This window comes from Amycolatopsis sp. NPDC023774, from assembly GCF_040639695.1.
Classification (GTDB): domain Bacteria; phylum Actinomycetota; class Actinomycetes; order Mycobacteriales; family Pseudonocardiaceae; genus Amycolatopsis.
Map to the genome: position 1 here is coordinate 38256 of NZ_JBFAAJ010000035.1, position 25181 is coordinate 63436.

The following is a 25181-nucleotide window of genomic DNA, read 5'->3' on the forward strand; positions in this document are numbered from 1 at the left end:
CCCGTGGGCGGGTATCCGGCGATCATGCGAGTTCTGCTCACGGGTTGGGCCAGTTTTCTCCACGGCGAAGCGACGGCCGGTGACGTCCTGGGGTTGCGCGCTGCCGGGGCCGCGCTGGCGGCCGCGGGGATCGACCACGACGTCGCGTGGAGCCCGGCGTTCCGCCCGGGCACGCTGCACCTGGGCGCAGCGCCACCTGGGGACTACACGCACGTGGTGTTCGCCTGCGGCCCCGTGCACGGGCCGCAGCTGCGTGAACTGCACGAGCGGTACTCGGCGTGCCGGCGCATCGCGGTGGGCGTGTCGGTGCCCGATCCGGACGATGCGGCCGTGACCGGGTTCCACCGCATCCTCCCGCGTGACGACGCCACGACGTCGGCCCCGGACTTGTCGTTGAGCGCGGCCACGTCGCCGGCGCCCGTGCTCGGTGTTGTGCTCGCACCACGACAGCCGGAGTACGGCACGGCCGGCCGCCACGACGAGGTGCACGACGCGCTCACCGGTTGGCTCGCCGGCCTCGACTGCGCCCGCGTCTCGCTGGATTCACGGCTCGCGCACGAGGACTGGCAGCGGTGCGCCACGCCGGACCAGTTCGTCACGACACTGTCGAGAATGGACGTGGTCGTGACGACCAGGCTGCACGGGCTGGTGCTCGGCCTCAAGGCCGGGGTGCCGGTGGTCGCGGTCGACCCGATCTCGGGAGGCGGCAAGGTGACGGTGCAAGGGCACGTACTGGGCTGGCCGGTCGTCTCGGCGTCGGGCGCGGGCGATCGCGCGCTGCTGGACGACCGGCTGGCGTGGTGCCTTTCGCCGCGCGGGCGCGCCCGCGCGGTCACCGGTGTGCCGGGGCCGGAGTCCACTTTGGCAGGTCTGGTCGGAGAGCTGGTGGGTTCGCGGTGAGCGCGCGCACGACGGTGGTCATCGTGACCCGGGACCGCGCTCGCGAGCTCGACCGGACGCTGGCGGAACTGTCGACACTGGAGCCGAAACCTCCGGTTGTGGTGCTGGACAACGCCTCCTGCGACGACACCGCGGCCGTCGCGTCGTCGTACCCGCAGGTGCGTCTGATCAAGCTGCCGCACAACCTCGGTGCCGCGGCGCGCAACCTGGGCGTGCGGGTGGCTGGTACGCCGTACGTCGCCTTCAGCGACGACGACTCCTGGTGGGCGCCGGACGCACTGAGCGAGGCGGAGCGCATCTTCGGCGAGTACCCCCGGGTAGGTCTGCTCGCCGCCCGCACGCTCGTCGGCCCCGAGTGCCGCGAGGATCCCGTGACCCCCGAGATGGCGGACAGCCCGCTGGGCCGGCCCCGCAACGCGCCCGGGCCGCTCGTGCTCGGCTTCCTGGCGTGCTCGGCGATCGTGCGCCGCGAGGCCTACCTGGAGGTGGGCGGCTTCAGCCCGCTACTGCACTTCGGCGCGGAGGAGCAGCTGCTGTCCTACGACCTCGCCGCGCGCGGGTGGGACCTCTGTTACGTCGAGGACCTGCGGGCGCACCACCACCCGTCGCGCTCGCGGCCGCCTTCGTCGTGGCGCCGCCGTGCGGAAGCCCGCAACCGGCTGCTCATCGCCGTGCTGCGCCGGCCGTGGCGTGAAGTACTGCGCACGGCCCGAACCGCACCGTCGGCCATGCTGGGCGCGCTGCCGCGGCTGCCGCGCGCCGTGCGCGAACGACGCGTGCTGCCCACCCCCGTCGAACACCAGGCCCGCACACTGGAAGGAACCGCGAAGTGCCCCGCATCTCCGTCGTGATCATCACCTGCAACCGCCGCGAACAGCTGCGGCGCACGCTGGCGCACATGACGTCGCTGCCCGACAACGCGCCGATCGTCGTCGTGGACAACGCGTCCGCCGACGGCTCGGCGTCGATGGTGGCGCGCGAATTCCCCGGCGTCCGGCTCTTGCGGCTGGACGAGAACCTGGGCGCGGTCGCGCGCAATGTCGCGGTCGCCGAGGTGACGACGCCCCACGTCGCCTTCTGCGACGACGACACCTGCTGGCAGCCGGGTGCCCTCACCCGCGCCGCCGAACTGCTGGACCAGCACCCCGGGCTCGGTTCCGTGACGGGCCGATGCCTCGTCGAGCCCGGCCTGGCGGAGGACCCCATCACCCCCGAGCTGCGCGGGTCACCCGTGCCCGGCCCCGACTGGCTCCCCGGACCAGCGCTGCTCGGGATCATGGCCGGCCTCACCGCCGTGCGCGTCGACGCCTTCCGTGAAGTCGGTGGTTTCTCGCCCAGGATGTGGCTCGGCGGCGAGGAAGAGCTCTTCGCTCTCGACCTCGCCGCGCGCGGCTGGTGGATGTGCTGGGCCGAGGACGTCGTGATCCACCACGCCCCCTCACCTCTGCGCGATCCCCGCCGCCGCCGGCGGCTCGGGATCCGCAACACCCTGTGGACGCTGCTCCTGCGCCGCCCCTGGTCCGCGGTCTTCCGCCGCGGCGCCGATGTGCTGCGCTCGGCGCCTCTGGACGGCGCGACGCTGGCTGCGCTGGGTGAGGTGATGCGGGGGCTGCCGTGGGTGCTGGCCGAGCGCCGCGTGGTGCCGCCGGCGGTGGAGGAGGGGCTGCAGATGCTGGAGGGGCCGCAGCGGAATTCGAAAGCCCGCCGCTACGTCGGCTGAGCGCGGGCCCTGCCCGAGCGAGTGCACCGCCCGGGCAGGGCCCGCGGTCAGCGGGCTTCCGCGGTCGCAGCGAGTTCCGGCACGATCTTGTGGTAGGCCCGTACGGTGTCCGCCGCCACGCGATCCCAGGAGTACCGCGCTCGGGCCCGATCAAGGCCTGCGGATCCGTAGGCGTGGCGCAGCCCCGGATCCTCGATGAGCAGCCGGACGCGGGCGGCGAGTTCGTCGGCGCGGCGGGGGCGCACGAGCAGACCCGTGACGCCGTCGACGACGGTGTCGGTGAGCCCGCCCACCGCCGCGGCCACGACGGGCACGCCGCAAGCCATGGCTTCGAGCGGGACGATGCCGAAGGGTTCGTACCAAGGCGTGCAGACCACCGCGTCGGCCGAGCGCAGGAGCGCCGGCATGGTCGAACGGGACACCTGGCCGGCGAACCGGACGCGATCGGCAACCCCGGTTCGCTGCGCCAGCTGCCGCAGGCGCAGCGCCTCCGGATCGGATGCCAGCCGGCCCTTCTCCGGGCCGCCGGCGATCACGAGTTCGGTGTCGGGCAGCCGCGCGAGGGCCGCGATCGCCGTGTCGAACCCCTTGCGCGGCACCAGCCGGCCGACGGCGACGAGGCGGTGGGCGGCCCGGCACTTGGCGACGTGGCCGTCCGGGGTGAACCGCTTGAGGTCGACGCCGCACGGCACGATCGAGATGCGCGTGCGGGGCACACCCATGCGGGAAAGCTCGAAAACCTCGTCGGAGCAGGTGGCGATCACCCGGCCGGCGCGACGACCGACGAGGCGCTCCAGGCGGATCCGGTCGGCGGGGCTCGTGTCCTTGTCGCCCTGATGCCGTTTCTTCACCACACCGAGTGCGTGGAAGGTCTGCGCGGTCGGTGTGCCGGTGGCATTCGCAGCCAGCGAGGTCGCGACGCCCGACATCCAGAAGTGAGCGTGGGCGACATCGGGCCGCTCGACGCGCCAGCGGTCGCGCAGGTAACTCCCGAACGTGCCCATGTGCGGCAGCAGTTGGTCCTTCGGCAGCTTCCGCGCAGGGCCGGCGGGCACGTGCACCACGCGGTAGCCGTGCGGGGTGGTGAGCTCATCGTTCTGGTCGTGATCCTCCCGCCGCGTGTAGACGGTCACGTCGTGGCCTGCCCGCACGAGCGCGGCTGACAGCTCCGCGACGTGCACGTTCTGCCCGCCGGCGTCTTCTTCACCCAGTGCGGCCAGGGGGTTCGCGTGCTCGGACACCATCGCGATCTTCATCGGTGTGGTGCTCCCTTCGGGTCAGCGAGTGATCTCGGTGAGGAGGTGGTCCCAGGCGCTCAGGAACGCGTCGAGGCCGAAGTGCTTGAGCGCGTACGCGCGCGCGTTCTGTCCCGCGAGTGCGGCGAAGTCCGGCTCGTGCAGCAGCTCGCGGAACCCCTTGGCCAGCGCGGCGACATCAGTGGACAGCACGCCGGCCTCGGGCGGCACGGCGGTGACCGCTTCGGTCGAGGCGAAGACGACGACCGGCATCGCGAGGTGCATCGCCTCGAGCAGTGACAGGCCCAGCGACGTCCAGCGCGCGGTGTGCAGGAACACCCGCCGGCGCGCGATCTCGTCGTGCAGCGCTGGTGCCGTCACGTCCCCGAGCCCGCGCACGCGGCCGGTCAGCTCCTCGGTCCCCATGCCGAACACGTCGACGGGCGCGACCTCGGCGAACACGTCCAGCAGGTCGGCCCCGGTCACCCGGCGGCGGCGCACCGGCTCGTTGATCATCGAGACGCCGGCCTCCAGCTCGCCGGTGTAGCGCGCGCCGGGGTCGGGGATGCCGTGGGGGATCACCCTCGTCGGGGCGCTTCCGCAGTCCCACATGGCCTCGTTGAAGTGCGTCACGTGGACGACGGGGACGTCGGAGCGCCCGGCCAGCGGGTGCTCGCTCGACGCCGCATAGGGCCGTGGGGCGTTGTGCTCGACATACACGGCCGGGACCCCCAGACGCTCGGCCACGCCGAGTTCCTCGGGCCGTTGCAACACGACGACGTCGGGTTCCGCCTCGGCCAGCTCGTCGAGCGCCACCTCGCTCGCCGAGGGCCAGTCGCGCCCGGCGAGCCCGAGACCCCACGGCGCTTTCGCGGGAGAGACCGGCAGGAGGTAGTGGTGCCGGCCGCGGACGAAGGCGTCGGTCCACGACCCGTGCACGTGCCACAGCAGCACACGAAGACGCCGGGAATCGGGTGCGATCATGGCTCCCTGATTTCCCGCAGAACGCACGTTAAACGTGCCGGAAAACGGGGTATCCGGCCGCGCCGGTTACGCGGTGGGTGCCGCGGTGGGTGCAGACGCCGGGCGGGCCCCCTCCCCGATCGGGGCCCGCCGGGTACCGCTCAGTCGCCGCCGCGGAAGTTCTCCGACCCGCCGGGGTGCCCGGGCCGCGCGCGGCCCTCGTCGTCTTCGAGCGGTGTATCGCGGGGGTTGCGCCGCGGTGGTGCCGGTTCGCCCGGGTGATTGCCGCTCGAGTCTTCTTCGCCGGCCGGATGGCGCGGTTCTCGGGTTCGGGGTTCGTCGTCCATGGTTCCTCCAGGTTCAATCCTCGTCGGGCCACTCGGCGCGCGCCTTCTCGAAGCCGGCTGCGGCGGCCCGTTCGGCGGCGGCCTTCACCGCATCGAAGGTCGCGTCCTGTGCGATCCCGGCAGTGTGACCACCAGGCCGGTCGCAAGCCCGCCAAGGGCGCCTCCGACGAGGTACAGCGGGCTGTACAGCGACTTGCTCATGCGTCGGGAGTACCCGCGCGGCGCCGGGAACCTACGGCGTGCGCCAGCTCTGGTCCGGGAACGCGGTGCCTGCCTGCGCGCCCATCAGCATGAGCCCACCGTCGACGACGAGGGAAGCACCGGTGATGTATCCGGCGGCCGGCGTGGCCAGGAACGCGACAGCGGCGGCGACCTCGCGCGCGTGACCCGGACGGCCGAGCGGAATGCCGGGCCGGTCCTGCTCGCGTGGATCGGCGTCGGTCTGGCCGGTCATCGGCGTGGAGATCTCGCCGGGCGCGACGGAGTTCACGGTGATGCCGTGTTCCGCGAGTTCCAGTGCCAGCACCTGGGTGAGTGCGCCCGCACCGGCCTTGGCCGCGCAGTAGGGCGCCGCGCCGACGCGGGGCACGTGCTCGTGCACGCTCGTGATGGTGATGATCCGCCCGCCGCGCCCGGCGTCGATCATGCGCCGCGCGGCGCGTTGCGCGCACAGGAACACCCCGTCGAGATCGACCTCGAGCACCTGACGCCAGCTCGCGAAGTCCATGTCGACGGCCGGCTCACGGCTGCCGGTGCCGGCGCAGTTGACGAGAACGTCGACGCCGCCGAGCTTGCCCGCCAGGTCGTCGACAACCTCGGCGGCGCCCGGCAGCTCGGTGAGGTCCAGTTGCCGCACGACAGCCGTCACGCCCGCTTCCCGGGCCTCGGCCGCGGTGTCTTCGGCGCCCTGGCCGTCGGAGTGGTAGGTGATGCCCACGTCGAGGCCGCCGCCGGCGAGCGCGACCGCCACGGCCCGGCCGATGCCGGAGTCCGCGCCGGTCACGATGGCGGTGCGGGGCCGGTCGGTGTCCGCGGGCAGGGGTGCGGGAAACGCCATCGACTTCTCCTCCTCCGTTCGATGGCTCGCGGCTACCCGCGGGCCACCTCGTCAAACACAGCCGGCCGACGTGGGCGGCGGGCCGGCCCGCGCGTGGGGCCGACCGATCGCGGTGCCGGGTGTGTGGGCCGGAGGAGATCCAGGGCACGCGCCGGGTTCAGCGGAGCTTCGCGAGCAACCGTGCGGTGGCGCGTTCGAGCACTGCCCGCGCCGCATCGCCCTCCAGCTTCGCAGCTCGCTTCACGGCTGCGGCAATGGTCTGCCGCGAGCGGTATGCCTCGACCAGCCGTGGGTCCACATAGGACGAGCGGCACACGGCCGGGGTGTTGCCGAGCGCCTCGGCCACCTCACGCATCACGGCGGCCTCGGCGCGTTTGCGCCCACGCTGGGACCGGGGCGGCTCAGCGGACGCGAAGGCGGTGGCCGCGAGCACGGTGGCGTTCCACGTCCGTAGGTCCTTGGCGGTGCAGTCCTCGCCCGCGAGCTCCTTGAAACGGTCATTGACATCGGCGGCGTGGATCTCGTGCCAGCCCTCACGAGTGTGGTAAACGAGCAGCCGGTCGCTTCCGGCCCGGCTGCGCAGCAGCGCACGGACCACCTTCGCGAGCTCGGGGTCCTCGATCGACACCGCCCGGTCGATCCCGCCCTTGGCCGGGTATTCGAACACGCACGTACCGGATCGGACGCAGGCGTGCTCACGCAGCAACGTCGCGACGCCGTGCGTGCCGTTCTCCTCTGCGTACTCTTCGCCGCCGGTGCGGAAGATGCCGCGGTCGAGCATGCGCAGGGCCGCGGCCAGCACGCGTCGGCGGGTGAGGCCGCGTCCGGCGAGGTCCTCTGCCACGCCCGCGCGCCACTGGGGGAGCCGCCGGGCCATGGCCAGCACGCGGTCGTGCTTCTCCTCGTCGCGCCGACGCCGCCACTGTTCGTGGTAGAGGTATTGGCGGCGGCCGGCGGCGTCGGTGCCGACGGCCTGGATGTGCCCGTTGGGCCACGGGCAGATCCACACGTCGCGCCAGGCCGGGGGGATCACGAGGTCGTCGATGCGCGCCAGCGCTTCGGCGTCGGCGAGCCGTTCACCCGAGACGCCGGTGTAGGAGAAGCCGCGGCCGCGCCGGTGGCGCCGGATGCCGGGCGACGCAGGGTCGCTGCGCCGCAGCCTGGTCGAGGTCACGCTTGGTCGTTACCCGCTGTTCGGGCACGGCAACCACCGTTGAGGGGTCACGCCCGCGCCACGTCGTCGCGCCGGTCGTCGAGCGCGAGGTCGTCTATCGCGCGTGCTGCGCGGAGGTCTGTGACGAATTCCGCGCGCGATCTCGCGGCCGTGGCGCAGAGCACGAGCAACAGTCGCGCGCCCTGCGCGTGGCCGGCCGGCTACCGGACCGGCGTGCTTCGACACAGGCGCGTGTGGACGGCGCCGCGTCGGGTACCCAGCGCTTTCCTGAGAAACGAGAGGAGGGTCGCCTCATGGACGGCGACGTGGAGACGTTTCACGAAAATGGCTTGTGGAAGAACAAGATCGACGGTCATCGACGTGCGTCGAACACCTTCAAGGATCGCGCGCTCGCCGTCAAGACGGGGCGGCATATGGCCAAGGCCCGCCGCGTAGCGCACCGCGTGCGCGACGAGCTGGGTTCTCTCGTCAGCCACGACGACTACGGCCAGAGCCACAAGGGTGTTCGGGTGGAACCCAGTTCCTGAGCCAGGGTTTCGGACACGCGCGGCAGGTTCACTGCGAATGGCGGCGCGGGTGCTCGCCGGGGAACACCGGCGCTCTACCGGCTGAGCCAGGGGCCGGGCGACCGTGCGGCGCCGAGCGCGGCGCACCGAGTTTCGCCCGGCTTCCGGCGCGAGGCCGAGAGGTCTCCGCACGGCACTCGGAACACGTCGCGGAGACGCCGGCGCTGCGGTTGCTGCCGCTGTCCCGGCGACTCGGCGCCACAGTGCTCCCGCTGCACGCCGTGGCGGGGCCGGGGCGGTGTCGCTGACCCGGTGTCAAGACTGTGCGTCGCCCGCGAGCCGGTGGGCGGTCTCGAGCAGCAGGGCGTGCACGAATGCCTGAGGCAGGTTGCCGCGCAGTTGCCGCTGGCGCACGTCGTATTCCTCGGCCAGCAGGCCGGGCGGGCCGCAGGCAGCGCGGCTGCGTTCGAACCACCGGAAGCCGTCGACGTCGTTGCCCTGGTGCCGGCAGGCGAGGGCCATGGTGAAGCCGCACAGCAGGAAGGCCCCTTCGGCCTCGCCGAGGGGGCGGCCGTCCGGGGCGAAGCGGTAGACGTAGCCGTCCTGGCACAGCTCGGTGCGGACGGCCTGCAAGGTCGCGAGGGTGCGCGGGTCGGTGGCGGGCAGGGCGCCACGGACCGGGGGCAGGAGCAGAGCGGCGTCCGTGCCGATGCGCCCGGGCGCACGTAACCACGCTCCCCGGTGGTCGACGCAGCGGTCGGTCGTCTCGGCGAGCAGGCGATCCGCGAGGCCGGCCAGCTGCGCGGCGGCAGCAGGTGCACGGTGCCGGGCAATCGCGCGCAAACCCGCGACGCACGCCAGCCGGGAGTGGGTCCACCAGTCGTCTTCCAGTTCCCACACGCCGGCTTCCGGCTCGTTCCAGCGGCGGGTGATCAGGTCAACGCACACGTCGACGGCGCGTTCGGCGTCGGGCGTGAGCCGGTCGTGCCGGGCGGCGGCGCCGTAGAGCTGCAGCATTTCGCCGATCGTGTCGAGCTGGAACTGGCCGTTGACGTGGTTGCCGGCGATCGGTCTTCCGCCCGGGTAGCCCGGCAGCCGGAGAGTGGTCTCGTCCGGTGGAGGCCGCCCGTCGGTGCGATAGGCGGGCAGCAGCTTGTCGCCGTGTTCCAGCACCCGCGCGGAGGTGAACGCGACGGCGTCGTCGAGCAGCGGGTCGCCCTCGACGACGGACGCGGCCAGCCCGGCATAACACTGGTCACGCAGCCAGACGTAGCGGTAGTCGTAGCTGCGCCCGGCCTCCGCGCGTTCGGGGAGGCCCAGTGTGGCCGCGGCGACCATGCCGCCTGCGGCGGTGGTGAGTCCACGCAGCACCGCGTAGGTGTGCCGGGCGTCGCGGGGCGCGACGGTGCCGTCGAGCGGCGGCACGACCCGCTGCCAGGTGTGCTCCGTGGCGCTCCACAGTTCCTCCGCGACGGGTCGTTCGGGCAGCCGCCTGGCGCTGATCTCGAGAACGAGGTCGTGGCTTGTTCCGCCGGGCAGCTCGAGGTCCAGCACGAGCCGGCCTTCTCCGTCCGGGCGGGCGCGGGCCCCGCCGCTCCATCACAGGCGCAGGTCGCCGGTGCGGGCGGTCCAGACGCCGTGCTCGTCGCGCGACAGCTCACGCATCGAGCGGCCGCCGAATCCGTCGCGCAGGTCGAGCTGCACGCGCACGGCGATGTCCCGTTCCACCGCTTCGACGCGCCGCAGAACCACGACCCGCCGCGGGTCGGCGGGGTAGGCCAGGGCGTCCCGACACTCGACGACCGTGCGCGGGCTGACCCACCGGTGGCGCCAGATCAGCGTGCCGGGTTCGTAGTACCCGCCCCAGACGCAGGTTTCCACCGGGCTCACGGAGTAGCTCCCGCGCCCGCCGATGAGCGTGGAGACCACGGCGCTGTCGGCCCAACCGGGCGCACACAGCCACGCGATGTTGCCCCGCGGCCCGCACAGCGCGCCGCGCTCACCGTCGGCCAGCAGGGCGTACTCGCGCAGGACGTGGGGCGCGAAGTCCTGCCAGTCGCTCATGCCCGAGCCCATCGCCACACGCCGAGCGCACTCGCCGTGAGCGCGCCGCCCGCTGCTGCCAGCAGGCCGTGGTGCCGGCTGGCCCACTGCTGGACGCTGCGCGGGGTGGCCTGGGCGTCGAACTCGCCGTGCGCGCCGAAGTCATGGCCCCCGGTCCCGTCGGCCGGCTGCCACAGGTTCGCCGGCTGGTCAGCCGGAGTGGGCTCCTTCGTCTGCTGCGAGCGCAAGCCGGTCAGCGCGAGGTAGCGGTCCAGGATCCCGGGGGCGACGGCGTTCGCGACGAGCGTGCCGACCGTGCTACCGCCCACCCAGTACTCGCGTCGCCGCGGGTGGTCGGCGGCGTACAGCACCGCGCCGGCCGCCACTTCGGGCTGGTAGATCGGTGGCACGGGCTGCGCGTGGCGGGGCAGCCGCGACAGCACCCACGAGAACTGCGGGGTGTTGACGGCCGGCATCTGCACCATCGTCACGTGGACCCCGCTGTGCTCGGCCAGCAGCTCGCACCGCAGGGCCTCGTTGAAGCCCTGGATGGCGTGCTTCGCTCCGCAGTACGCGCTCTGCAGCGGGATCCCGCGGTACGCGAGCGCCGACCCGACCTGCACGACGGTGCCGCGGTCACGCGGCTTCATCCGGTTGAGCGCGGCCATCGTGCCGTGGACGTAGCCGAGATAGCTGACTTCGGTGACCCGCCGGAACTCCTCGGGCCGGATGTCGGAGAAGCGGGCGAACACCGACGTGAACGCCACGTTCACCCACGTGTCGATCGGCCCGAGCTCGTACTCGGCCCGCGTGGCGGCCGCGTCCACCTGCGCGAAGTCGGCCACGTCCGTGGGAATCGGGAGCGCTGTCCCGCCTTCCCGCCGGATGTCCTCGGCCGCGGCGCTCAGCCCCTCCTTGCCCCGCGCCAGCAGCGCGACGCGAGCCTTGCGCGCGCCGAACGCCCGCGCCACCGCCCGGCCGATGCCCCCGCTCGCCCCGGTCACGACCACCACCGGAGCCGGGTTCGCGTTGTCCGTCATCTGGACCCTCCGATCCGTTCAGGGCCGCGAGGTCCGGGCGGCGCCCGCCCACGCCGCCGCCTCCACCACGCCGACCAGGGCGGGTGTCCGCCACCGCCGGGACACCCCGGCCAGACCGACCATGCTCACGCCGTGTGCCACGTCGGGTACCCACGCCCACCGCGCGCCGCGGCTGCGCGGCCAAGCCAGCACCACCGCAGCCTGCAGGAGGTGACGCACCCCGAGCCCGGCGAACACGACCCCTTCACGCCCACGCACCGTGCGGGCCGCGGTGAGCAAGACCCCACCCCAGCCGGCCCGCGCGAGCGCGACTCCACGGGGGCTCATCGTGCCCTCACCGCAGGACGGTCGCCAGGTGCTCGCCGCCCACCGCCCGACGGGGGAGTGGACTCGAGCGGCGGCCTCATCACGCTCGCACCCGGCGCGTCACCGCCACCGCGGCCGCACCGAGGCCGAGCGCGGCGGCCGCCGCGATGCCCTTGCCGCGGCGCGCGGGCTCCGGTTCGGAGGTGCCGAGGGCGGAGGCGAGCAGTTCCGCGAGGTGCACGCCTTCGCGGCCCCCGCTGTCGAGCTCGTGGAGTTGCGTGCGGCAGCTGAACCCGTCGGCCAGCACGACCGTGTCGGCGGGTGCCGAGCGCACCCGGGGGAGCAGCACGCGCTCCGCGCAGGCTTCGCTGACCTCGCGGTGCCCCTTCTCGAACCCGAAGTTGCCTGCCAGGCCGCAGCAGCCGGAGCCGAGGTGCTCGGCGTCCACGCCCGCCGCTGCCAGGAGCCGTTCGTCCGCGGACCAGCCCATGATCGCGTGCTGGTGGCAGTGGACCTGGGCGATCGCCTTCGTGTCGAGCTGGGGCGGCCGGTAGCCGGGGGAATGCTCGGTGAGCAGTTCGGCCAGCGTGACGGTCTGGTTCCGCAGCCGCCGGACGTCCTGGTCGCCGGGGAACAGCTCGGCCGCGTCGGAGCGGAACACCGCCGTGCAGCTGGGTTCGAGGCCGACTACGAAGCCTCCTTCGCGCACATGCGGCGCCAGCTCCCGGACGGTTCGTCGCAGGATGTGCTTGGCAGCGCCGAGTTGCGCGGTGGAGATCCAGGTGAGCCCGCAGCACAGCGGCGACACGCGCATGGTAACGCGCCACCCCGCGTCCTCCAGCACGCGGACCGCGGCTCGGCCGACGCGCGGGTGGAAGTGATTCGTGAACGTGTCGGGCCACAGCAGCACCGTGCCGCGCGCGCCGTTGCCGGCCGGGCGATGGCGGGCGAACCATTGCTGCAGCGTTTCCCCGGCGAACTCCGGGACCTCGCGGTCCTCGACGCCTGCGGCGAGCGTCGCCAGCCGCGCGAGGCCCGGCGCGTGGGTGAGGGTGTTGACCAGTTTCCCGGCCCGCAGCCGCCCGGCGACCTGTGCGAGCGCGGGCAGCCAGCCCATCGTGAAGTCCGACCGCGGCCGGCGCCACGGGCGGCCCTCGTAGTGGTGGGCCAGAAACTCAGCCTTGTACGTCGCCATGTCCACATTGGCCGGACAGTCTGTCTTGCAGCCCTTGCAGGCCAGGCACAAGTCGAGCGCGTCCTTCACCTCCGTCGAGCGCCAGCCGTCGCCGATCGGGCTGTCGCCGTGGCCGCGCGGCATCTCGAACAGCAGCCGTGCCCGCCCCCGCGTCGAGTGTTCCTCCTCGCCGGTGACCTGGTAGGACGGGCACATGACTTCGCCCGATGACGTGTCGTGCTGGCGACAGCGCCCGACACCCACGCAGCGGTTGGCGGCCTGCGCGAACGATCCGCCGTCGTCGGGGAAGCGGAAGTACAGGTCCTGCCGGTCGGCGGGTGACCACGTGCCGCCGAGGCGGAGGTTCTCGTCGAGCCGGTAGGGCGCGACGACCTTGCCCGGGTTCATCCGGTCGGCCGGATCGAAGATCGCCTTCAACCGGCCGAACGCGGTGACGAGCTCGGTGCCGAACATCTTCGGCAGCAGCTCCCCGCGTGACTGACCGTCACCGTGCTCGCCGGAGAACGAACCGCCCAGCTCGGCGACGAGGTCGGCCGCGCGGACCATGAACCGCCGGTAGGTGGCCACGCCGTCCGCGGTGTAGAGGTCGAACGGGATCCGGGTGTGCACACAGCCCTGTCCGAAGTGACCGTAGAGGCTCGGCCCGGTGTCACTGGCGTAGCCGAATTCCTCGTAGAGAGCGGTGAGTTTCCGGACGTACTCGCCGAGCCGCTCCGGGGCGACGGCGGAGTCCTCCCAGCCTTCGAAGGTATCGGCCTTGCCGGGCACGTGCGCGGTTGCGCCGAGCCCCGCTTCGCGCACCTGCCACAGCTCCTCTTCGTGGGCGGGGTCGTCGAGGAAGGCGACATCGGCTTCGTGTTCGGTGTCGTGCAACGCCTCCAGCAACCCGTGTGCGCGGCGTTCGACCTCCTCGGTGGTCTGTCCACCGAACTGCACCATGAGGAACGCGCGGCCCGCCGGCATCTCGGCCAGCGCCTGCGGGTTCATGTCTTTGAGCTGCTGGTCGCGGATCAGCTTGTGGTCCACACCTTCGAGCGCGACCGGTTCGTGCGGCAGGATCTTCGGCACGGTGTCGGCGGCCCTGGCGATGTCGGGGTAGCCGAGCACGACCAGCGTCCGCTCGGGCAGCACCGGCACCAGCTCCAGCTCCGCACGCAGCACAGTGACCAAAGTGGACTCCGAACCGACCAGTAGGCCCGCGACGTCGAAGTTGTGCTCCGGCAACAGCGAGTCGAGGTTGTACCCCGACACGCGCCGGGGGATGCCCGGGAAGCGATTGCGGACCTCGTCGGCGTACTCGTCGCGCAGCCGGCGCAACTGGCGGTAGATCGCGGCCCGTGCGTCACCGTGACGTTCGATCTCGGCGTACTCCTCGTCGGTGGTCTCGCCGCACCAGAAGCGCGTGCCGTCGGCGAGTACGACTTCCAGGCGCGCGATGTTGTCGACGACTTTGCCGGTCCGCTGGGCGGTGGCACCGCAGGAGTTGTTGCCGATCATGCCGCCGAGGGTGCAGTTCATGTGCGTGGCCGGTTCGGGCCCGAACCGCAGGCCGGTGTGGGCCAGTTGCCGGTTCAGCTCGTCGAGCACGATTCCCGGCTGCACGACGCACGTGCGGGCGGCTTCGTCGACGGACTCCAGCGTCGTGCAGTACTTGGACCAGTCGAGCACGATCGCCGTGTTCGTGCATTGCCCGGCGAGGCTGGTGCCGCCGCCGCGCGAGAGCACCGGAGCGCCGAACTCGCGCGCGACCGCCAGTGCCTCGACGGCGTCGTCGGGTGAGCGTGGCACCACCACGCCGAGTGGTACCTGGCGGAAGTTCGACGCGTCGGTGGAGTAGGCCGCGCGCGTGCCGTCGTCGAACCGGACTTCGCCGCGCACGCGCGCCCGCAGCGCTTCGCCCAGCGTGACGAGGTCGAGTTCGGGTGCCGGTGGGTGCCGGACGACAGGGTCAGGCAGGTCCACGTGGGTCATCAGCGGTCCTCCTTCAGGCCGGGTACCCGGCCGCGACGTCGGCCCGGACGGTCAGGCCGTGGCCGGGCACGGCAGGGGATGGAGTGACTGAACTGCCCGCGGGGTCGAGGCAGCCGTCGAACAACAGGTTCTCGATGCGGTCGTGGTCGGCGAACCACTCGATGTGCCGGAAGTTCGGTGTCGCCACCGCGACGTGCGCGGACAGGTTCGGCGCGCAGTGGGCCGACACCTCGCGGTTCACGGCGGCCGCGAGCGCGGCGGCGCGGAGCCATTCGGTGTAGCCGCCACAGCGCGTGACGTCGATCTGCAGGCAATCGACCACAGGCACCAGCCGGGCGAAGGCCGGCAAGTCGTAGCCGTACTCGCCGGCGGCGATGTCGGGCCCGCCGGGGGTGCGCAGCCGGGACAGGCCGTCGAGATCGTCGCTCGACACCGGCTCCTCGAACCAGGTGACGCCCGCCTCGCGCAGCGGCTCGAGCAGCCGGCCGGCCAGACCGGCGGAGTAGGCGCCGTTGGCGTCCACGTACAGCGCCGCCCGGTCTCCGATGACGTCGCGGGCGAGCGCCACGCGTTCGAGGTCGCGGTCCACGCGCGTACCCCACGACTCGCCGACCTTGATCTTCACCCGCGGAATCCTCTGCCGGTGCACCCAGCCTTCGAGCTGCTGGGTGAGCTCGTCGTCGGCCATGGTGGTGAACCCGCCGCTGCCGTACACGGCGACGTCGTCGTGTACGCGGCCGAGCAGCCGGCTCAGCGGCACGTCGAGCGATCGCGCGGCGGCGTCCCACAATGCGATGTCCACCGCGGACAGTGCACAGGAGACCAGGCCAGGGCGGCCGAGGTTGCGGATCGCGCGCTGCATCGCTGTCCAGCACACCCGGACGTCGGCCACCGGCGCCCCGAGGACGGCGGGCGCGAGCGTGCGCTCGACCAGCGGCGCGCAGGCCGCGTCGGCGTAGGTCCAGCCGAGGCCGCGCACCGGCCCGGCGTCGACGTGGACGACCACGATGGTGGTGCTGTCCCACTCGAGGGTGCCGTCGGCCTCGGGTGCGGGGGTCGGCACCCGGTGAGCGCGGGCGGTGACGCGCTCGACCGGGGGCGAGCCGCGCGTCATTTGTCCCGTCGGCTCGGCAGGAACTCCTGCATCTTGGTCTTCACGCCTTGCACCACGAGGTGCAGGGCGTCGGGGTCACCCTTGAGCACGGCCTGGGTGGCGGACTTCATCTGCTCGAACGTCGCGTGCGGCGGGATCGGCGGCACCTCGGGGTCGCAGCGGACGTCGAGCAGCGCGGGTTTGCCGGCGGCGAGCACGGTGTCCCAGGCACTGGCGAGCTGCTCGGCCTTGTCGACGGTCACGGCGGTGAAGCCGAGGGACAGGGCGAACCCGGCGTAGTCGACGTCGGGCAGGCTTTGCGACTCCTCGAACTTCGGCGCGCCGCCCATCGCGCGCAGCTCCCACGTGACCTGGTTGAGGTCGTTGTTGTGGAACACGCAGATCACGCAGCACGGGTCGCTCCACAGGCTGCGGTAACGGGCGATGGTGATCAGTTCGGCGAGGCCGTTCATCTGCATGGCACCGTCGCCGACCAGTGCGATCACGGGCCGATCGGGGTGAGCGAACTTGGCGCCGATGGCGTACGGCACGCCCGGCCCCATCGTGGCGAGCGTGCCCGACAGTGAAGCCCGGACGTCCCCGCGGATACGCAGGTTGCGTGCGTACCAGTTGGTCGACGAGCCGGAGTCGGCCGTCATGATCGCATTGTCCGGCAGGCGGCGCGACAGCTCGGACACGATGCTCATCGGGTTCACCGGCTCGGCCGCCACGGCGGCTTCGCGGTCGACGGTGTCCCACCAGGACGCGACGTTCTTCTCGATCTTCTTCCGCCAGGACCGGTCTTCCTTGCTCGCCAGGCGGGGCACCAGCGCGCGCAAGGTGGCGCCGGCATCACCGACGAGGGTGACCTCGGTCGGGTAGCGCATCCCTATCACGCGCCCGTCGAGGTCGATCTGCACGGCGCGCGCCTGGCCGAAGTCGGGCAGGAACTGCGAGTACGGGAAGTTCGAGCCGATGATCAGCAGCGTGTCGCAGTCGCGCATGAGCTCGTAGCTCGGGCGGGTGCCGAGCAGGCCGATGGAGCCGGTGACCCAGGGCAGGTCGTCGGGCAGGACGTCCTTGCCCAGCAACGCTTTCGCCACGCCGGCGCCGGTCACTTCGGCGACCTGGCGGACCTCGGCGGCCGCGCCGCGGGCCCCCTGTCCGACCAGGATGGCGACCTTCTCACCCGCGTTGAGCACCTCGGCGGCGGCGTCGAGGTCAGCCTCCGACGGGACCGGCCGTGACCACGCCGTGCTCGGCGGGCTGGAGGGCACCTGCTTGAACGCGTGCTGCGGCGGTGAGTACGGCTCTTCCTGCAGGTCGGCCGGGATGATCAGGGCCGTGGGGCACCGCCCTGCCATCGCGGTGCGGAACGCGCGGTCGAGCGCGTTGGGCAGCTGCTCGGCCACGTTGACCTCGACGAGGTATTCACTCGCCACGTCCTTGTACAACGCCTGCAGGTCCACTTCTTGCTGGTAGCTGCCGCCCATTGCACTGCGCGCGGTCTGCCCGACGATCGCGACGACAGGAACGTGGTCGAGCTTCGCGTCGTACAGGCCGTTGAGCAGGTGGATCGCGCCCGGCCCGGACGTCGCCAGGCACACTCCGGGCCGGCCGCTGAACTTGGCGTACCCGACGGCCTCGAAGGCCGCCATTTCCTCGTGGCGCGCTTGGACGAACCGCGGCTTGTTGTCAGCCTCACCGAACGCGGCGACGAGGCCGTTGATTCCGTCACCGGGATAGCCGAACACCTGCTCGACGTCCCATTCCCGCAGCCTCTGGAGCACGTAGTCCGCAACGGTTTGACTCATGCGGTGCGAGTACCGCGGTCCAGTCAGCGGCAAACATGGTGCTAGGGGGCGGGGTATAGCTCCTGTTTGAGCAGTTTCGCCAGGTGTACGGCGTTGCGTACGAGTGTCGCGTTCGTCGACGCGACGGCCTTGGGGGTCTCGTCGAGGTCGTTGTAGTCGCCGCCCTGCATGGCTTCGCCGTTCCAGTACGTCGCGCCCTGGGCCGGCACGGTGAAGCCGGTGTCGTTGAGGGCCTGGAACAGGTCCGCGATGATCTTGTGGGCGCCGTCCTCGTTGCCGACCACCGCGGCGACCCCGACCTTCCCGAACATCGCCGGGCGGCCCTCGTCGTCGGTTTCGGACAATTCGGCGTCGAGCCGTTCCAGCACGCGCTGGGCGAGGCTCGACATGTGCCCGACCCACGTCGGGGTCGCCACCAGCAGCACGTCGGCCGCGGCGATCCTGCGCCGGATCTGGGGCCATTCGTCGCCCTCGCCCATGTCGGCCTCCACTCCGGGCCGGACGTCGTAGTCGACCACCCGGACCACTTCACCGGTGGCGCCGTGTTCGGCGAACAGGTCGAGCAGCTGGCGCGCGATGAGATCGCTGCTCGACTTCGCCGGGCTCGGCTTCAGCGTGCAGGTCAGCGCGACGACGCGCAGGGGCTGGGACACGGTTTCCTCCCGGTGGCAAGGGTCCAGCTCCCGTGGTTCCCTCGATCCGCCGGTTGAAACCGCGCCGATCGCGGGTACTTACCGACGACCCGGTGCGCAGGCGAAAGGACGATCATGCGGCTCACCCCACGGGGGACGAAGTTCTTCGACCTGCTCACCGATGCGGCGGGCAACCTGGTCACCGCGACCGGGCTGCTGCGGGAGCTCGTCGGTGTCGAACCGGGGGAGCGGGAGCCGATCGCCAAGCGCCTGCAGGATGTGGAACACCGCGGCGACGAGCTGACGCACACGATCATGGTCGAGCTCAACAGCTCCTTCGTCACGCCCTTCGACCGCGAGGACATCCAGGCACTCGCCGCCCGGATCGACGACGTCCTGGACTTCATGGAGACAGCCGCCGACCTTTCGGTGCTCTACCGACTCGAGAGGTTTCCGCCCGGTACAGAGACGCTGGTCCGGCTGCTGTGCCGGTGCTCGGAGCTGACCGCGTCGGCCATGCCGGGCCTGGCGAAGGTGAGCGAGTGCGAGCCGTTCTGGATCGAGATCAACGAGCTGGAAAATGAAGTCGATCGTGTTTCCGGCGCATTCTCGCGCAGTTGTTCGAGCCCGGCGCCGACGCGCTCGAAGTGCTGAAGACCAAGGAGGTCGTCGAGCAGTTCGAACTCGCCGCCGACGCCTTCGAACACGTGGCCGACGCGGTGCAGACGATCGCGGTCAAGGAGTCCTAGTGACGGGCCCGGCCGCGCTCGTGACGATCGTGGTGCTGACCCTGGTGTTCGACTACACCAACGGCTTCCACGACGCCGCGAACGCCATCGCCGGCGCGGTGTCCACGCGTGCGCTGACCCTGCGGGCGGCGCTTGTCCTGGCCGCGGTGATGAACGTCGCCGGCGCCCTGCTGTCCACCGGCGTCGCCGCGACCGTCGCGAAGGGAGTCATCGACGTCCCGGCCGGGCCCGGCGCGCTCACGGTGGTGTTCGCCGCGCTTACCGGTGCCATCGCGTGGAACCTCGTCACGTGGTACTTCGGCCTGCCGTCGTCGTCCTCGCACTCGCTGATCGGGGGCATGGTCGGCGCGGCGCTGGCTGCGGCGACCACGGTGCACTGGACCGGCATCGTCGAAAAGGTGCTCGTGCCGATGGTGGCCTCACCGCTGCTCGGGCTGACCCTCGGCTACCTCGCGATGGTCGGTGCGCTCTGGCTGTTGCGACGCGCCAACCCGCACCGCAGCGGCCGGGTCTTCCGCCGCTGCCAGCTCTTCTCCGCCTCGGCACTGGCGCTCGGCCACGGCTTGCAGGACGCCCAGAAGGGCATGGGCGTGATCGTGCTGGCCCTGGTCGCGGCCGGGCAGCAGAACACCTTCGAAGTGCCACTGTGGGTGACGCTGCTGTGTGCTGGTGCGCTGTCGCTCGGCACTTATTCGGGGGGCCTGCGGATCATGCGCACCCTGGGCCGCCGGGTGTTCCCGCTCGACCCGCCGCACGGGTTCGTCGCCGAGTCAGTGGCCTCGTCCGTGCTGTACGTGACGGCGTTCGCGGTAAAAGCGCCGATCTCCACCACGCACGTGATCACCGCGGCGATCATGGGGGTGGGCGCGACGAAGCGGCTCTCGGCCGTGCGCTGGGGCACCGCCCGCGACATCGTGCTGGGCTGGGTCCTCACGTTCCCCGCCGCGGCGGCGGTGTCGGCGGCGGTCTACTTTGTCTCGGACGCGGTGACGTGAGCAACGCGCCCGCCCAGTCCCCCGGAGCGAGCGTGAAGTGGAGTTCGTTGCTGCGCGGCTGATCAGGTTCGGTGCGTGGAGGGGCTGTGCCGACGGCGCCGGCCGGCACCGGGGCCGCCGCGGCACCCACGGCCGGGCGACCGCCAACGTGGCCTCGGCCAGCGCGAGGAGAAATCGCCGGCGGGAGAAGGACTTCACCCTCCTCAGGCGCGCCGCCGGATTCGCTCAGCCGTTGCAGCACGGCGCGGGCAGCGGCACCAACCCGAGCAGCAGCCCGCCACACGGACATCACCACGGTCGCGGTAGACGTGGTTTCACCCGGCCGCGACCGGGTAGGCCGCCACGGACAAGATCGGAGGAACCAACGTGAAAGCTGTCGTGTGGCACGGCGTGGGCGACATCCGCCTCGACGACGTGCCCGACCCCAAGATCATCGAACCGAGCGACGCGATCGTGCGGATCACCCGCAGCGCCATCTGCGGCACGGACCTGCACCTGGTCCGCGGGACGATGCCCGGGATGGTCGAAGGCACGATTCTCGGCCACGAGGCCGTGGGCGTCGTCGAGGATGTCGGGCCCGCGGTACGCGGGTTCTCACCGGGAGACCGCGTGGTGATCCCGTCGACCATCGGCTGCGGCACGTGTTCGTACTGCCGGGCAGGCTACTTCGCCCAGTGCGACCGCGCGAACCCCAACGGGCCGTCCGCGGGCACCTGCTTCTTCGGCGGCCCAGAGGCTACCGGCCCCGTCGACGGACTGCAGGCCGAGTACGCGCGCGTGCCGTTCGCGATGACGTCGCTCGTGCGTATCCCCGACGCGGTGACCGACGACCAGGCCATCCTGCTTTCGGACATCTTTCCGACGGCATGGTTCGGGGCGCGCCTGGCCGAAGTCTCGCAAGGCGACAGTGTGCTGGTGCTGGGAGCCGGCGTCGTCGGCCAATTCGCCATCGCGTCGGCGAAGCGCCAGGGCGCCGGCCGTGTGTTCTGTGTGGACCGCATTCCGTCCCGGCTGGAGCAGGCCCGCGCCCAGAACGCCGAAACCGTCAACTTCGACGACGAGGATCCGGTCGCCGTCATCCGCGAGCTCACCGGTGGCATCGGGGTGGACCGTGTGATCGATGCGGTCGGTGTCGACGCGGAAAGCCCCTCGACCGGCTCGCCGCCACCGGATGACTGGACCCCTGGTGGCGCGCCCGCGCAGGCCGCCCGCTGGGCCGTGGACGCCGTTGCCAAGGCCGGCAGCATCGGGGTGATCGGCGTCTACCCACCGGGCTTCGACGAGTTCCCGTTCGGCCTGGCGATGAACAAGAACCTGACGCTGCACATGGGCAACTGCAACCACCGCCGCTATCTGCCGGACCTGCTCGACCTCGTCCGCACGGGCGTCGTGGACCCGCTGGAGTTCATCACCCGGCACGAGAAGCCGACGGCGGCGATCGAGGCATACGAAACCTTCGACCGCCGCGAGGAGGGCTGGCTGAAGACCGTGCTGGATGTTGCGTAACGAGCGGCTGCGGGCGGCCGGTTTCTTCGCGGATGCCGGCCGCCCGCGCCGTGGCGCGCGGTCACGCCACGCCGCGTCCGGGGAAGCAGACGGGCTCGGGGCGGGCGCGCTACTGATCTTGGGGCGCGAACTCGCTTTGCTCACGCGGCGGGCTGCCGAGGCCCGCGCGGGGCTGCAGGTCGATCACAGCTGGTTGCGTACCCCGGCTTCGTGTGGCAGTCGGGCGGTTTGCGCCGGAAGGTCGCCCTCGATGGCTTTGCGTGCGCCCCCTCGCCGGAAGATCGGCAGCGTGGTGCGCTGGCGGATGTCTTCGACGAGGAACGCGGTTCCCGCGTAGAGCGCCAGGGCGAACAGCGCGAGCGCGACCCACCCCCCGGCAGCCTGTACGGCCTGTGGCGCGCCGAATTGGTATGCGGCGGACAATCCGGCGCGAATCGCGGACACGGTCAGCACCAGACCGAGCAGCGCTTTGCCCAGGAAGGCGACGATGATCAGGGGCACGAGCGTGCAGGCGAACGCCCCGAGGTAGAAACCGAGCGCGACGCTCGAGTGCTGTTGCGGCGCCACGATGTGCACGGCGCCGAGCGCCAGCCACGACGTGGCGAACAAGCCCAGGGCGGCCGCCGCCCCCGTGTCGCGCGCGAGGAATGCGATGACCGCCGCGAGGAACTCCAGCGGGAACACGAAACCGGCCAGCAGGATGCCGGCCATGCGCAGTTGGTCGCCATCGATGACGCCAAGCCCGATGCCGCCCAGCACGGCCATGCCGACGCCAAAGCAGAAAAACCCCAGGGGCAACGGGTTCGCGTACGGCCGGACGCTCAGCTGCGCTGGTTCGCTCATGATCTCGGCCTACCCCGATCTGTGGTACCGAAACGACTGTGCGCCCGGGACGGACGTCAGCGCCAACCGGGCCCGGGCGAACCCGGCGCATTCGCTGGCTGAGCAGGTGGAGCTTTCGCGCCGTTGATGTTTACTCCGCGTCAGAGCGGGTAGGCAGGGGACGGAACAGGAGCCTGCGGGTAGCGGAGCAGTGCCAATTGAGGCAAGAACGTGGGTCGGGGATGGATCCTCAGCGCCTTGGGCGTGCTGAGTCCGCGGCGGAACCGGTGGCCGTCCGCGGACGTGATTTGGCCGAGACGTTTCGGGCGGCGGCGCGTGGTGTGTCGCCGGAAGAGCGTGACCTTCTCCTGCGCACGGTGATCGCCGTTGTTCCCGAGACGGTTTCGGGTGTGGTGTCCGTCAGTTTGACGTGCTGGGACGGTGGTCGGTTCCAGACCGTGGCGGCGAGCGACCCGGTGGCTCTGCGGCTCGACGAGTGGCAGTACGCGGCGGATCGCGGACCGTGCGTAGACGCGGCCCGCCAAGGGCGCCGGACGTTCGTCCCGGATCTTGCGCAAGCGGGCCAAGGGTTCGCCGCCGCGGCAGAGTCCACTGAGGTGCGCTCGGTGTTGTCGATTCCGCTTCCCCGGCCGGCTGACCATGCGGGGCTCAATTGCTATGCGGCCGGCGGCGCCGTGTTCGCGGGCGGGTTGGGCGAGGCGCGGCTCGAGTTGCTCGGCCGCACCGCGGCGGCCCTGCTCGGTGGGCATCCGTCCGAGACCGAGCCGACCGGCGCGCGGTTCGAGGCCGCGCTGGCCCGGCGAAGGGAGATCGACCGAGCCTGCGCAACGCTGGCGAGGAGGGACGGAATCACCGTGGACGAGGCCCTGCGCGCCTTGTCGGCCGAGGCCGTCCGTCGACGCGTCACGATGACGACTGCCGCGCGCGAGCTGCTTCGGGGGGACGCCGATGAGTGAACTCGGTTTGTACGAAGGATACCGGCTTTCCGAGCTGAGCCCGTTCGAGCTGTGGGCGGAGTACCTGGCAGTTGGGGGAGGGGCCGACCAGCTGGAGGTCGAGGCCTACGTGCTGGGCATCCTGCGCCCCGACCGTCTCCAGCACAACTTGATCGCCCAGGCGCTCAACGAGGTGTTCCTGGACCGGGGACTCGACCACCCGGTCGGCTACCACGACCCGGCGCGCTGAGCGGTGCTTAGCGGTGCTCAGGCGTGCGGCGGCACGTCAAGCTCGGTGTGACGCTGTGCGAGAGTCCGGGCCAGCTCGGCGAGCTTCACGTTGACGTCCTGCGAGGTACGGCGCAGCAGGTCGAAGGCCTCGTCCGCGGTGATCCCCCGGCGGCTCATCAAGATGCCCTTCGCCTGCCCGATCACGTCGCGGCTCTCGATGGCGCGTTCCAGGTTCAGCCGATCCAGCTCGGCTCGCGCGAGGGCGGAGGTGCGTGCCAGCGCCAGAGAAGCGTGCGTGGCCAGGAGCAGTGCCGCGTCGCGTGACTCCTCCGCGAAGGCGTGCGTGCGGTTGGAGTAGACGTTGAGCGCGCCGGAGACCCCGTCGTCGGCCGAGGACGGCACCAGCGCGGTGGAGAGCACGGAGGAGTAACCGCGCTCCGCCGCTGCCGGTGCGAACGTCTGCCAGCGTGGCTCCCGGCCGAGATCGTGGCTGAGCGCGTAACCGGGCTTCACGTGCCGGGCGATGTCAACGCACGGCCCCTCGTCGGCGTCGTACTGCACCTGGTCGAGCTCACGGGCAACCGGCTCGGTGCGGACGGGGGTGTTCAACTCGCCGTCGGGCGCACGCAGCGTGATGCTCACCAGGTCAGCGCCCGGAATCACCACGGGAGCGGCCTCGACGACGCGCTCCAGCGCTTCACCTACCGTGGTGGCGTCGAGCAGCAGCCGGGTGAGGCTCGCGAGTTTCTGGGCCAGGGCACCGTTGCCGTCCTCCCGGCCGGCTTCGAGGTCCGCGCTTTCCCAGGTCGACAATTTCGCTCCTCTCCGCCTGCGAGGCGGTGCGTGCGGCGGACGTATTCGCGGCTCCGACCGGCTACCCTCGTGCCGGACCGGGGAAACGAATCGCCGCGGACGGGGTAAGCGGGGACCGTTCGGTTCGTACGCGATCGTCGTGCGCCCGCGAACGACTGCCGAGCGCAGGCCCGCCAGGGAGCCTCCGCGCCCTTCTCAGCCGGAATTCGAGCGTCCCCGGGCGCCTCGCATGAGTGCGGACTGGCCGGCACCGCGGGAAGCGCCGGGTGGCCCGACGGCCGCTGCTTGACCGGAGGGCACCTGCGGACACGCCGTATCCGGCCACCTTGTGGCCTTCGCCGACGCGCCACCCCGGCCTACCCGACGAGCCCCGAGGGAAACGCCGATCGGCGGGCGAGTGCAACGCACCGTCGGCAGCGTGCCCGTCCGGGAGGCCCCGTGGGGCGCTGGCCGCGCAGCACCGCACCCGCGTAGCGTCGCGCGCTTCGGCCCGCGGATCACCGACCCCGGGTCGTGGGGCCCGTCATCGGTCTCCAGGCGCTGGTGGACTGACGAGTCGCCGGCCCGCCCCAGCTGTTCAGGCGGTGGCGGCCCCGGGCGTCCTTCGGCGCTGTGCCCCAGACGCGGCCACGCAGCGCCGTGCAGCGGGCCACGCGGTCACGACCTGGGGCGGCATCGAGCATGCCTTTTGGCCGGGCCAACCGTGTTCAGCGCGGTCTGCACGGTGGGAGCGGGTCAGCGCTGGTCGAGCTGGGCGCGCAGGTCGTGGATCGTGTTTTCGGCGTCGGCGAGCTGGTCTTGCAGGCCGATGATGCGGGCGGCGGCGGTGAGGGTGTGGCCTTCGTCGAGTTGTTCGCGCAGCCGCACCACGAGGGTGAGCTGGCGGCGGGAGTAGCGGCGATGGCCGCCATCCGAGCGCTGCGGGTGCACCAGGTCCGCGGCGTCGAGGCTGCGCAGGAACGCTTCCTGCACGCCCAGCATCTTCGCAGCCTGTCCGGTGGTGAAGGCCGGGTAGTCCTCGTCGTCGAGGTTGTCCAGGTCGGCCACGCACTCCTCCTTTTACGGGTCGTCGCGCACGCCCCAGCCCCTGCAGATTATCTACTGCGCATACTT

Annotated in this window: 26 protein-coding genes; 10 read left to right on the forward strand and 16 right to left on the reverse strand. The window is 71.7% G+C overall.

The genetic code is table 11. The features are described 5' to 3' along the window. Positions 1-24 precede the first annotated feature (24 nt). Genes AB0F91_RS40220 through AB0F91_RS40230 form a run of 3 tightly spaced genes read left to right on the forward strand, consistent with a single transcriptional unit; the run spans position 25 to position 2620 of the window. Entirely contained in the window at positions 25-900 is an 876-nt protein-coding gene (locus AB0F91_RS40220) for a polysaccharide pyruvyl transferase family protein (RefSeq protein WP_360606586.1), read from the forward strand. Further along, a complete protein-coding gene (locus AB0F91_RS40225) occupies positions 897-1751 on the forward strand; it encodes a glycosyltransferase (RefSeq protein WP_360606588.1) in 855 nt (284 codons plus the stop codon). Before AB0F91_RS40220 ends, AB0F91_RS40225 begins: the two co-directional genes overlap by 4 nt. Next, positions 1730-2620 (forward strand): glycosyltransferase, encoded by an 891-nt coding sequence (locus AB0F91_RS40230; RefSeq protein ID WP_360606590.1) that lies wholly within the window; start codon positions 1730-1732, stop codon positions 2618-2620. Before AB0F91_RS40225 ends, AB0F91_RS40230 begins: the two co-directional genes overlap by 22 nt. 47 nt (positions 2621-2667) lie before the next feature. Here AB0F91_RS40230 and AB0F91_RS40235 read toward each other — a convergent pair whose 3' ends face one another. The 5 genes from AB0F91_RS40235 to AB0F91_RS40255 all read right to left on the reverse strand — a co-directional run bounded on the left by AB0F91_RS40235 (position 2668) and on the right by AB0F91_RS40255 (position 7396). Then, positions 2668-3876: a glycosyltransferase gene (locus AB0F91_RS40235; protein ID WP_360606592.1), complete on the reverse strand. Its 1209-nt coding sequence runs from the start codon at positions 3874-3876 to the stop codon at positions 2668-2670. 21 nt (positions 3877-3897) lie between these two features. After that, positions 3898-4839 (reverse strand): glycosyltransferase, encoded by a 942-nt coding sequence (locus tag AB0F91_RS40240; protein ID WP_360606594.1) that lies wholly within the window; start codon positions 4837-4839, stop codon positions 3898-3900. A 140-nt stretch (positions 4840-4979) separates the two neighbouring features. Then, the gene (locus AB0F91_RS40245; protein ID WP_360606596.1) at positions 4980-5165 is read right to left on the reverse strand and encodes a hypothetical protein; all 186 of its coding nucleotides are present in this window, start codon (positions 5163-5165) and stop codon (positions 4980-4982) included. A gap of 232 nt (positions 5166-5397) precedes the next feature. Beyond that, entirely contained in the window at positions 5398-6222 is an 825-nt protein-coding gene (locus AB0F91_RS40250; protein WP_360606598.1) for an SDR family oxidoreductase, read from the reverse strand. 157 nt (positions 6223-6379) lie between these two features. Beyond that, positions 6380-7396 (reverse strand): DNA topoisomerase IB, encoded by a 1017-nt coding sequence (locus AB0F91_RS40255; RefSeq protein WP_360606600.1) that lies wholly within the window; start codon positions 7394-7396, stop codon positions 6380-6382. A gap of 2 nt (positions 7397-7398) precedes the next feature. Between AB0F91_RS40255 and AB0F91_RS40260 the strand changes: the two genes are divergently transcribed. Next, positions 7399-7923, forward strand: coding sequence for a DUF2188 domain-containing protein (locus AB0F91_RS40260; RefSeq protein WP_360606602.1), 525 nt, complete (start codon positions 7399-7401; stop codon positions 7921-7923). Between the two features lie 294 nt (positions 7924-8217). Here AB0F91_RS40260 and AB0F91_RS40265 read toward each other — a convergent pair whose 3' ends face one another. From AB0F91_RS40265 to AB0F91_RS40300, 8 genes are all read right to left on the reverse strand, one after another. Continuing rightward, on the reverse strand, positions 8218-9456 hold the full coding sequence (locus tag AB0F91_RS40265) for a glycoside hydrolase family 15 protein (protein ID WP_360606604.1): 1239 nt from the start codon (positions 9454-9456) through the stop codon (positions 8218-8220). 45 nt (positions 9457-9501) lie between these two features. Then, positions 9502-9966 carry a trehalase-like domain-containing protein gene (locus AB0F91_RS40270; protein ID WP_360606606.1) on the reverse strand — a complete coding sequence of 155 codons (465 nt, stop codon included), beginning with the start codon at positions 9964-9966 and terminating at the stop codon, positions 9502-9504. Then, the gene (locus tag AB0F91_RS40275; RefSeq protein ID WP_360606608.1) at positions 9963-10985 is read right to left on the reverse strand and encodes an SDR family oxidoreductase; all 1023 of its coding nucleotides are present in this window, start codon (positions 10983-10985) and stop codon (positions 9963-9965) included. Before AB0F91_RS40275 ends, AB0F91_RS40270 begins: the two co-directional genes overlap by 4 nt. Before the next feature lie 18 nt (positions 10986-11003). Beyond that, positions 11004-11312, reverse strand: coding sequence for a hypothetical protein (locus AB0F91_RS40280; RefSeq protein ID WP_360606610.1), 309 nt, complete (start codon positions 11310-11312; stop codon positions 11004-11006). Between the two features lie 79 nt (positions 11313-11391). Further along, the gene (locus AB0F91_RS40285; RefSeq protein WP_360606612.1) at positions 11392-14457 is read right to left on the reverse strand and encodes an FAD-binding and (Fe-S)-binding domain-containing protein; all 3066 of its coding nucleotides are present in this window, start codon (positions 14455-14457) and stop codon (positions 11392-11394) included. Positions 14458-14470: 13 nt separating this feature from the next. Next, the gene (locus AB0F91_RS40290) at positions 14471-15571 is read right to left on the reverse strand and encodes an enolase C-terminal domain-like protein (protein WP_360606614.1); all 1101 of its coding nucleotides are present in this window, start codon (positions 15569-15571) and stop codon (positions 14471-14473) included. After that, on the reverse strand, positions 15568-17364 hold the full coding sequence (locus AB0F91_RS40295; RefSeq protein WP_360606616.1) for a thiamine pyrophosphate-requiring protein: 1797 nt from the start codon (positions 17362-17364) through the stop codon (positions 15568-15570). The genes AB0F91_RS40290 and AB0F91_RS40295 overlap by 4 nt, the downstream gene beginning before the upstream one ends. A gap of 41 nt (positions 17365-17405) precedes the next feature. Then, positions 17406-18017, reverse strand: a complete 612-nt coding sequence (locus AB0F91_RS40300) for an NAD(P)H-dependent oxidoreductase (protein WP_360606618.1) — start codon at positions 18015-18017, stop codon at positions 17406-17408. A gap of 114 nt (positions 18018-18131) precedes the next feature. On the opposite strand from AB0F91_RS40300, the gene AB0F91_RS40305 reads away from it, so the two are divergent. The 4 genes from AB0F91_RS40305 (at position 18132) to AB0F91_RS40320 (ending at position 21246) form a co-directional block, all read left to right on the forward strand. After that, positions 18132-18650 carry a DUF47 family protein gene (locus AB0F91_RS40305; RefSeq protein ID WP_360606621.1) on the forward strand — a complete coding sequence of 173 codons (519 nt, stop codon included), beginning with the start codon at positions 18132-18134 and terminating at the stop codon, positions 18648-18650. Further along, a complete protein-coding gene (locus AB0F91_RS40310) occupies positions 18614-18745 on the forward strand; it encodes a hypothetical protein (protein WP_360606623.1) in 132 nt (43 codons plus the stop codon). Before AB0F91_RS40305 ends, AB0F91_RS40310 begins: the two co-directional genes overlap by 37 nt. After that, positions 18745-19740, forward strand: coding sequence for an inorganic phosphate transporter (locus AB0F91_RS40315; protein WP_360606625.1), 996 nt, complete (start codon positions 18745-18747; stop codon positions 19738-19740). Before AB0F91_RS40310 ends, AB0F91_RS40315 begins: the two co-directional genes overlap by 1 nt. A 366-nt stretch (positions 19741-20106) precedes the next feature. Continuing rightward, on the forward strand, positions 20107-21246 hold the full coding sequence (locus AB0F91_RS40320) for a zinc-dependent alcohol dehydrogenase (protein WP_360606627.1): 1140 nt from the start codon (positions 20107-20109) through the stop codon (positions 21244-21246). A 183-nt stretch (positions 21247-21429) separates the two neighbouring features. Here AB0F91_RS40320 and AB0F91_RS40325 read toward each other — a convergent pair whose 3' ends face one another. After that, the gene (locus tag AB0F91_RS40325) at positions 21430-22089 is read right to left on the reverse strand and encodes a GPR1/FUN34/YaaH family transporter (RefSeq protein WP_360606629.1); all 660 of its coding nucleotides are present in this window, start codon (positions 22087-22089) and stop codon (positions 21430-21432) included. A 221-nt stretch (positions 22090-22310) separates the two neighbouring features. Here AB0F91_RS40325 and AB0F91_RS40330 point away from each other — a divergent pair, with 221 nt between their 5' ends. Then, on the forward strand, positions 22311-23045 hold the full coding sequence (locus tag AB0F91_RS40330) for an ANTAR domain-containing protein (protein WP_360606631.1): 735 nt from the start codon (positions 22311-22313) through the stop codon (positions 23043-23045). Beyond that, on the forward strand, positions 23038-23274 hold the full coding sequence (locus AB0F91_RS40335; RefSeq protein WP_360606633.1) for a hypothetical protein: 237 nt from the start codon (positions 23038-23040) through the stop codon (positions 23272-23274). Before AB0F91_RS40330 ends, AB0F91_RS40335 begins: the two co-directional genes overlap by 8 nt. Before the next feature lie 17 nt (positions 23275-23291). Here AB0F91_RS40335 and AB0F91_RS40340 read toward each other — a convergent pair whose 3' ends face one another. Beyond that, a complete protein-coding gene (locus AB0F91_RS40340; RefSeq protein ID WP_360606635.1) occupies positions 23292-24068 on the reverse strand; it encodes a GAF and ANTAR domain-containing protein in 777 nt (258 codons plus the stop codon). Positions 24069-24803: 735 nt separating this feature from the next. Then, positions 24804-25115 carry a MerR family transcriptional regulator gene (locus tag AB0F91_RS40345; RefSeq protein ID WP_360606637.1) on the reverse strand — a complete coding sequence of 104 codons (312 nt, stop codon included), beginning with the start codon at positions 25113-25115 and terminating at the stop codon, positions 24804-24806. Positions 25116-25181: the final 66 nt, after the last annotated feature.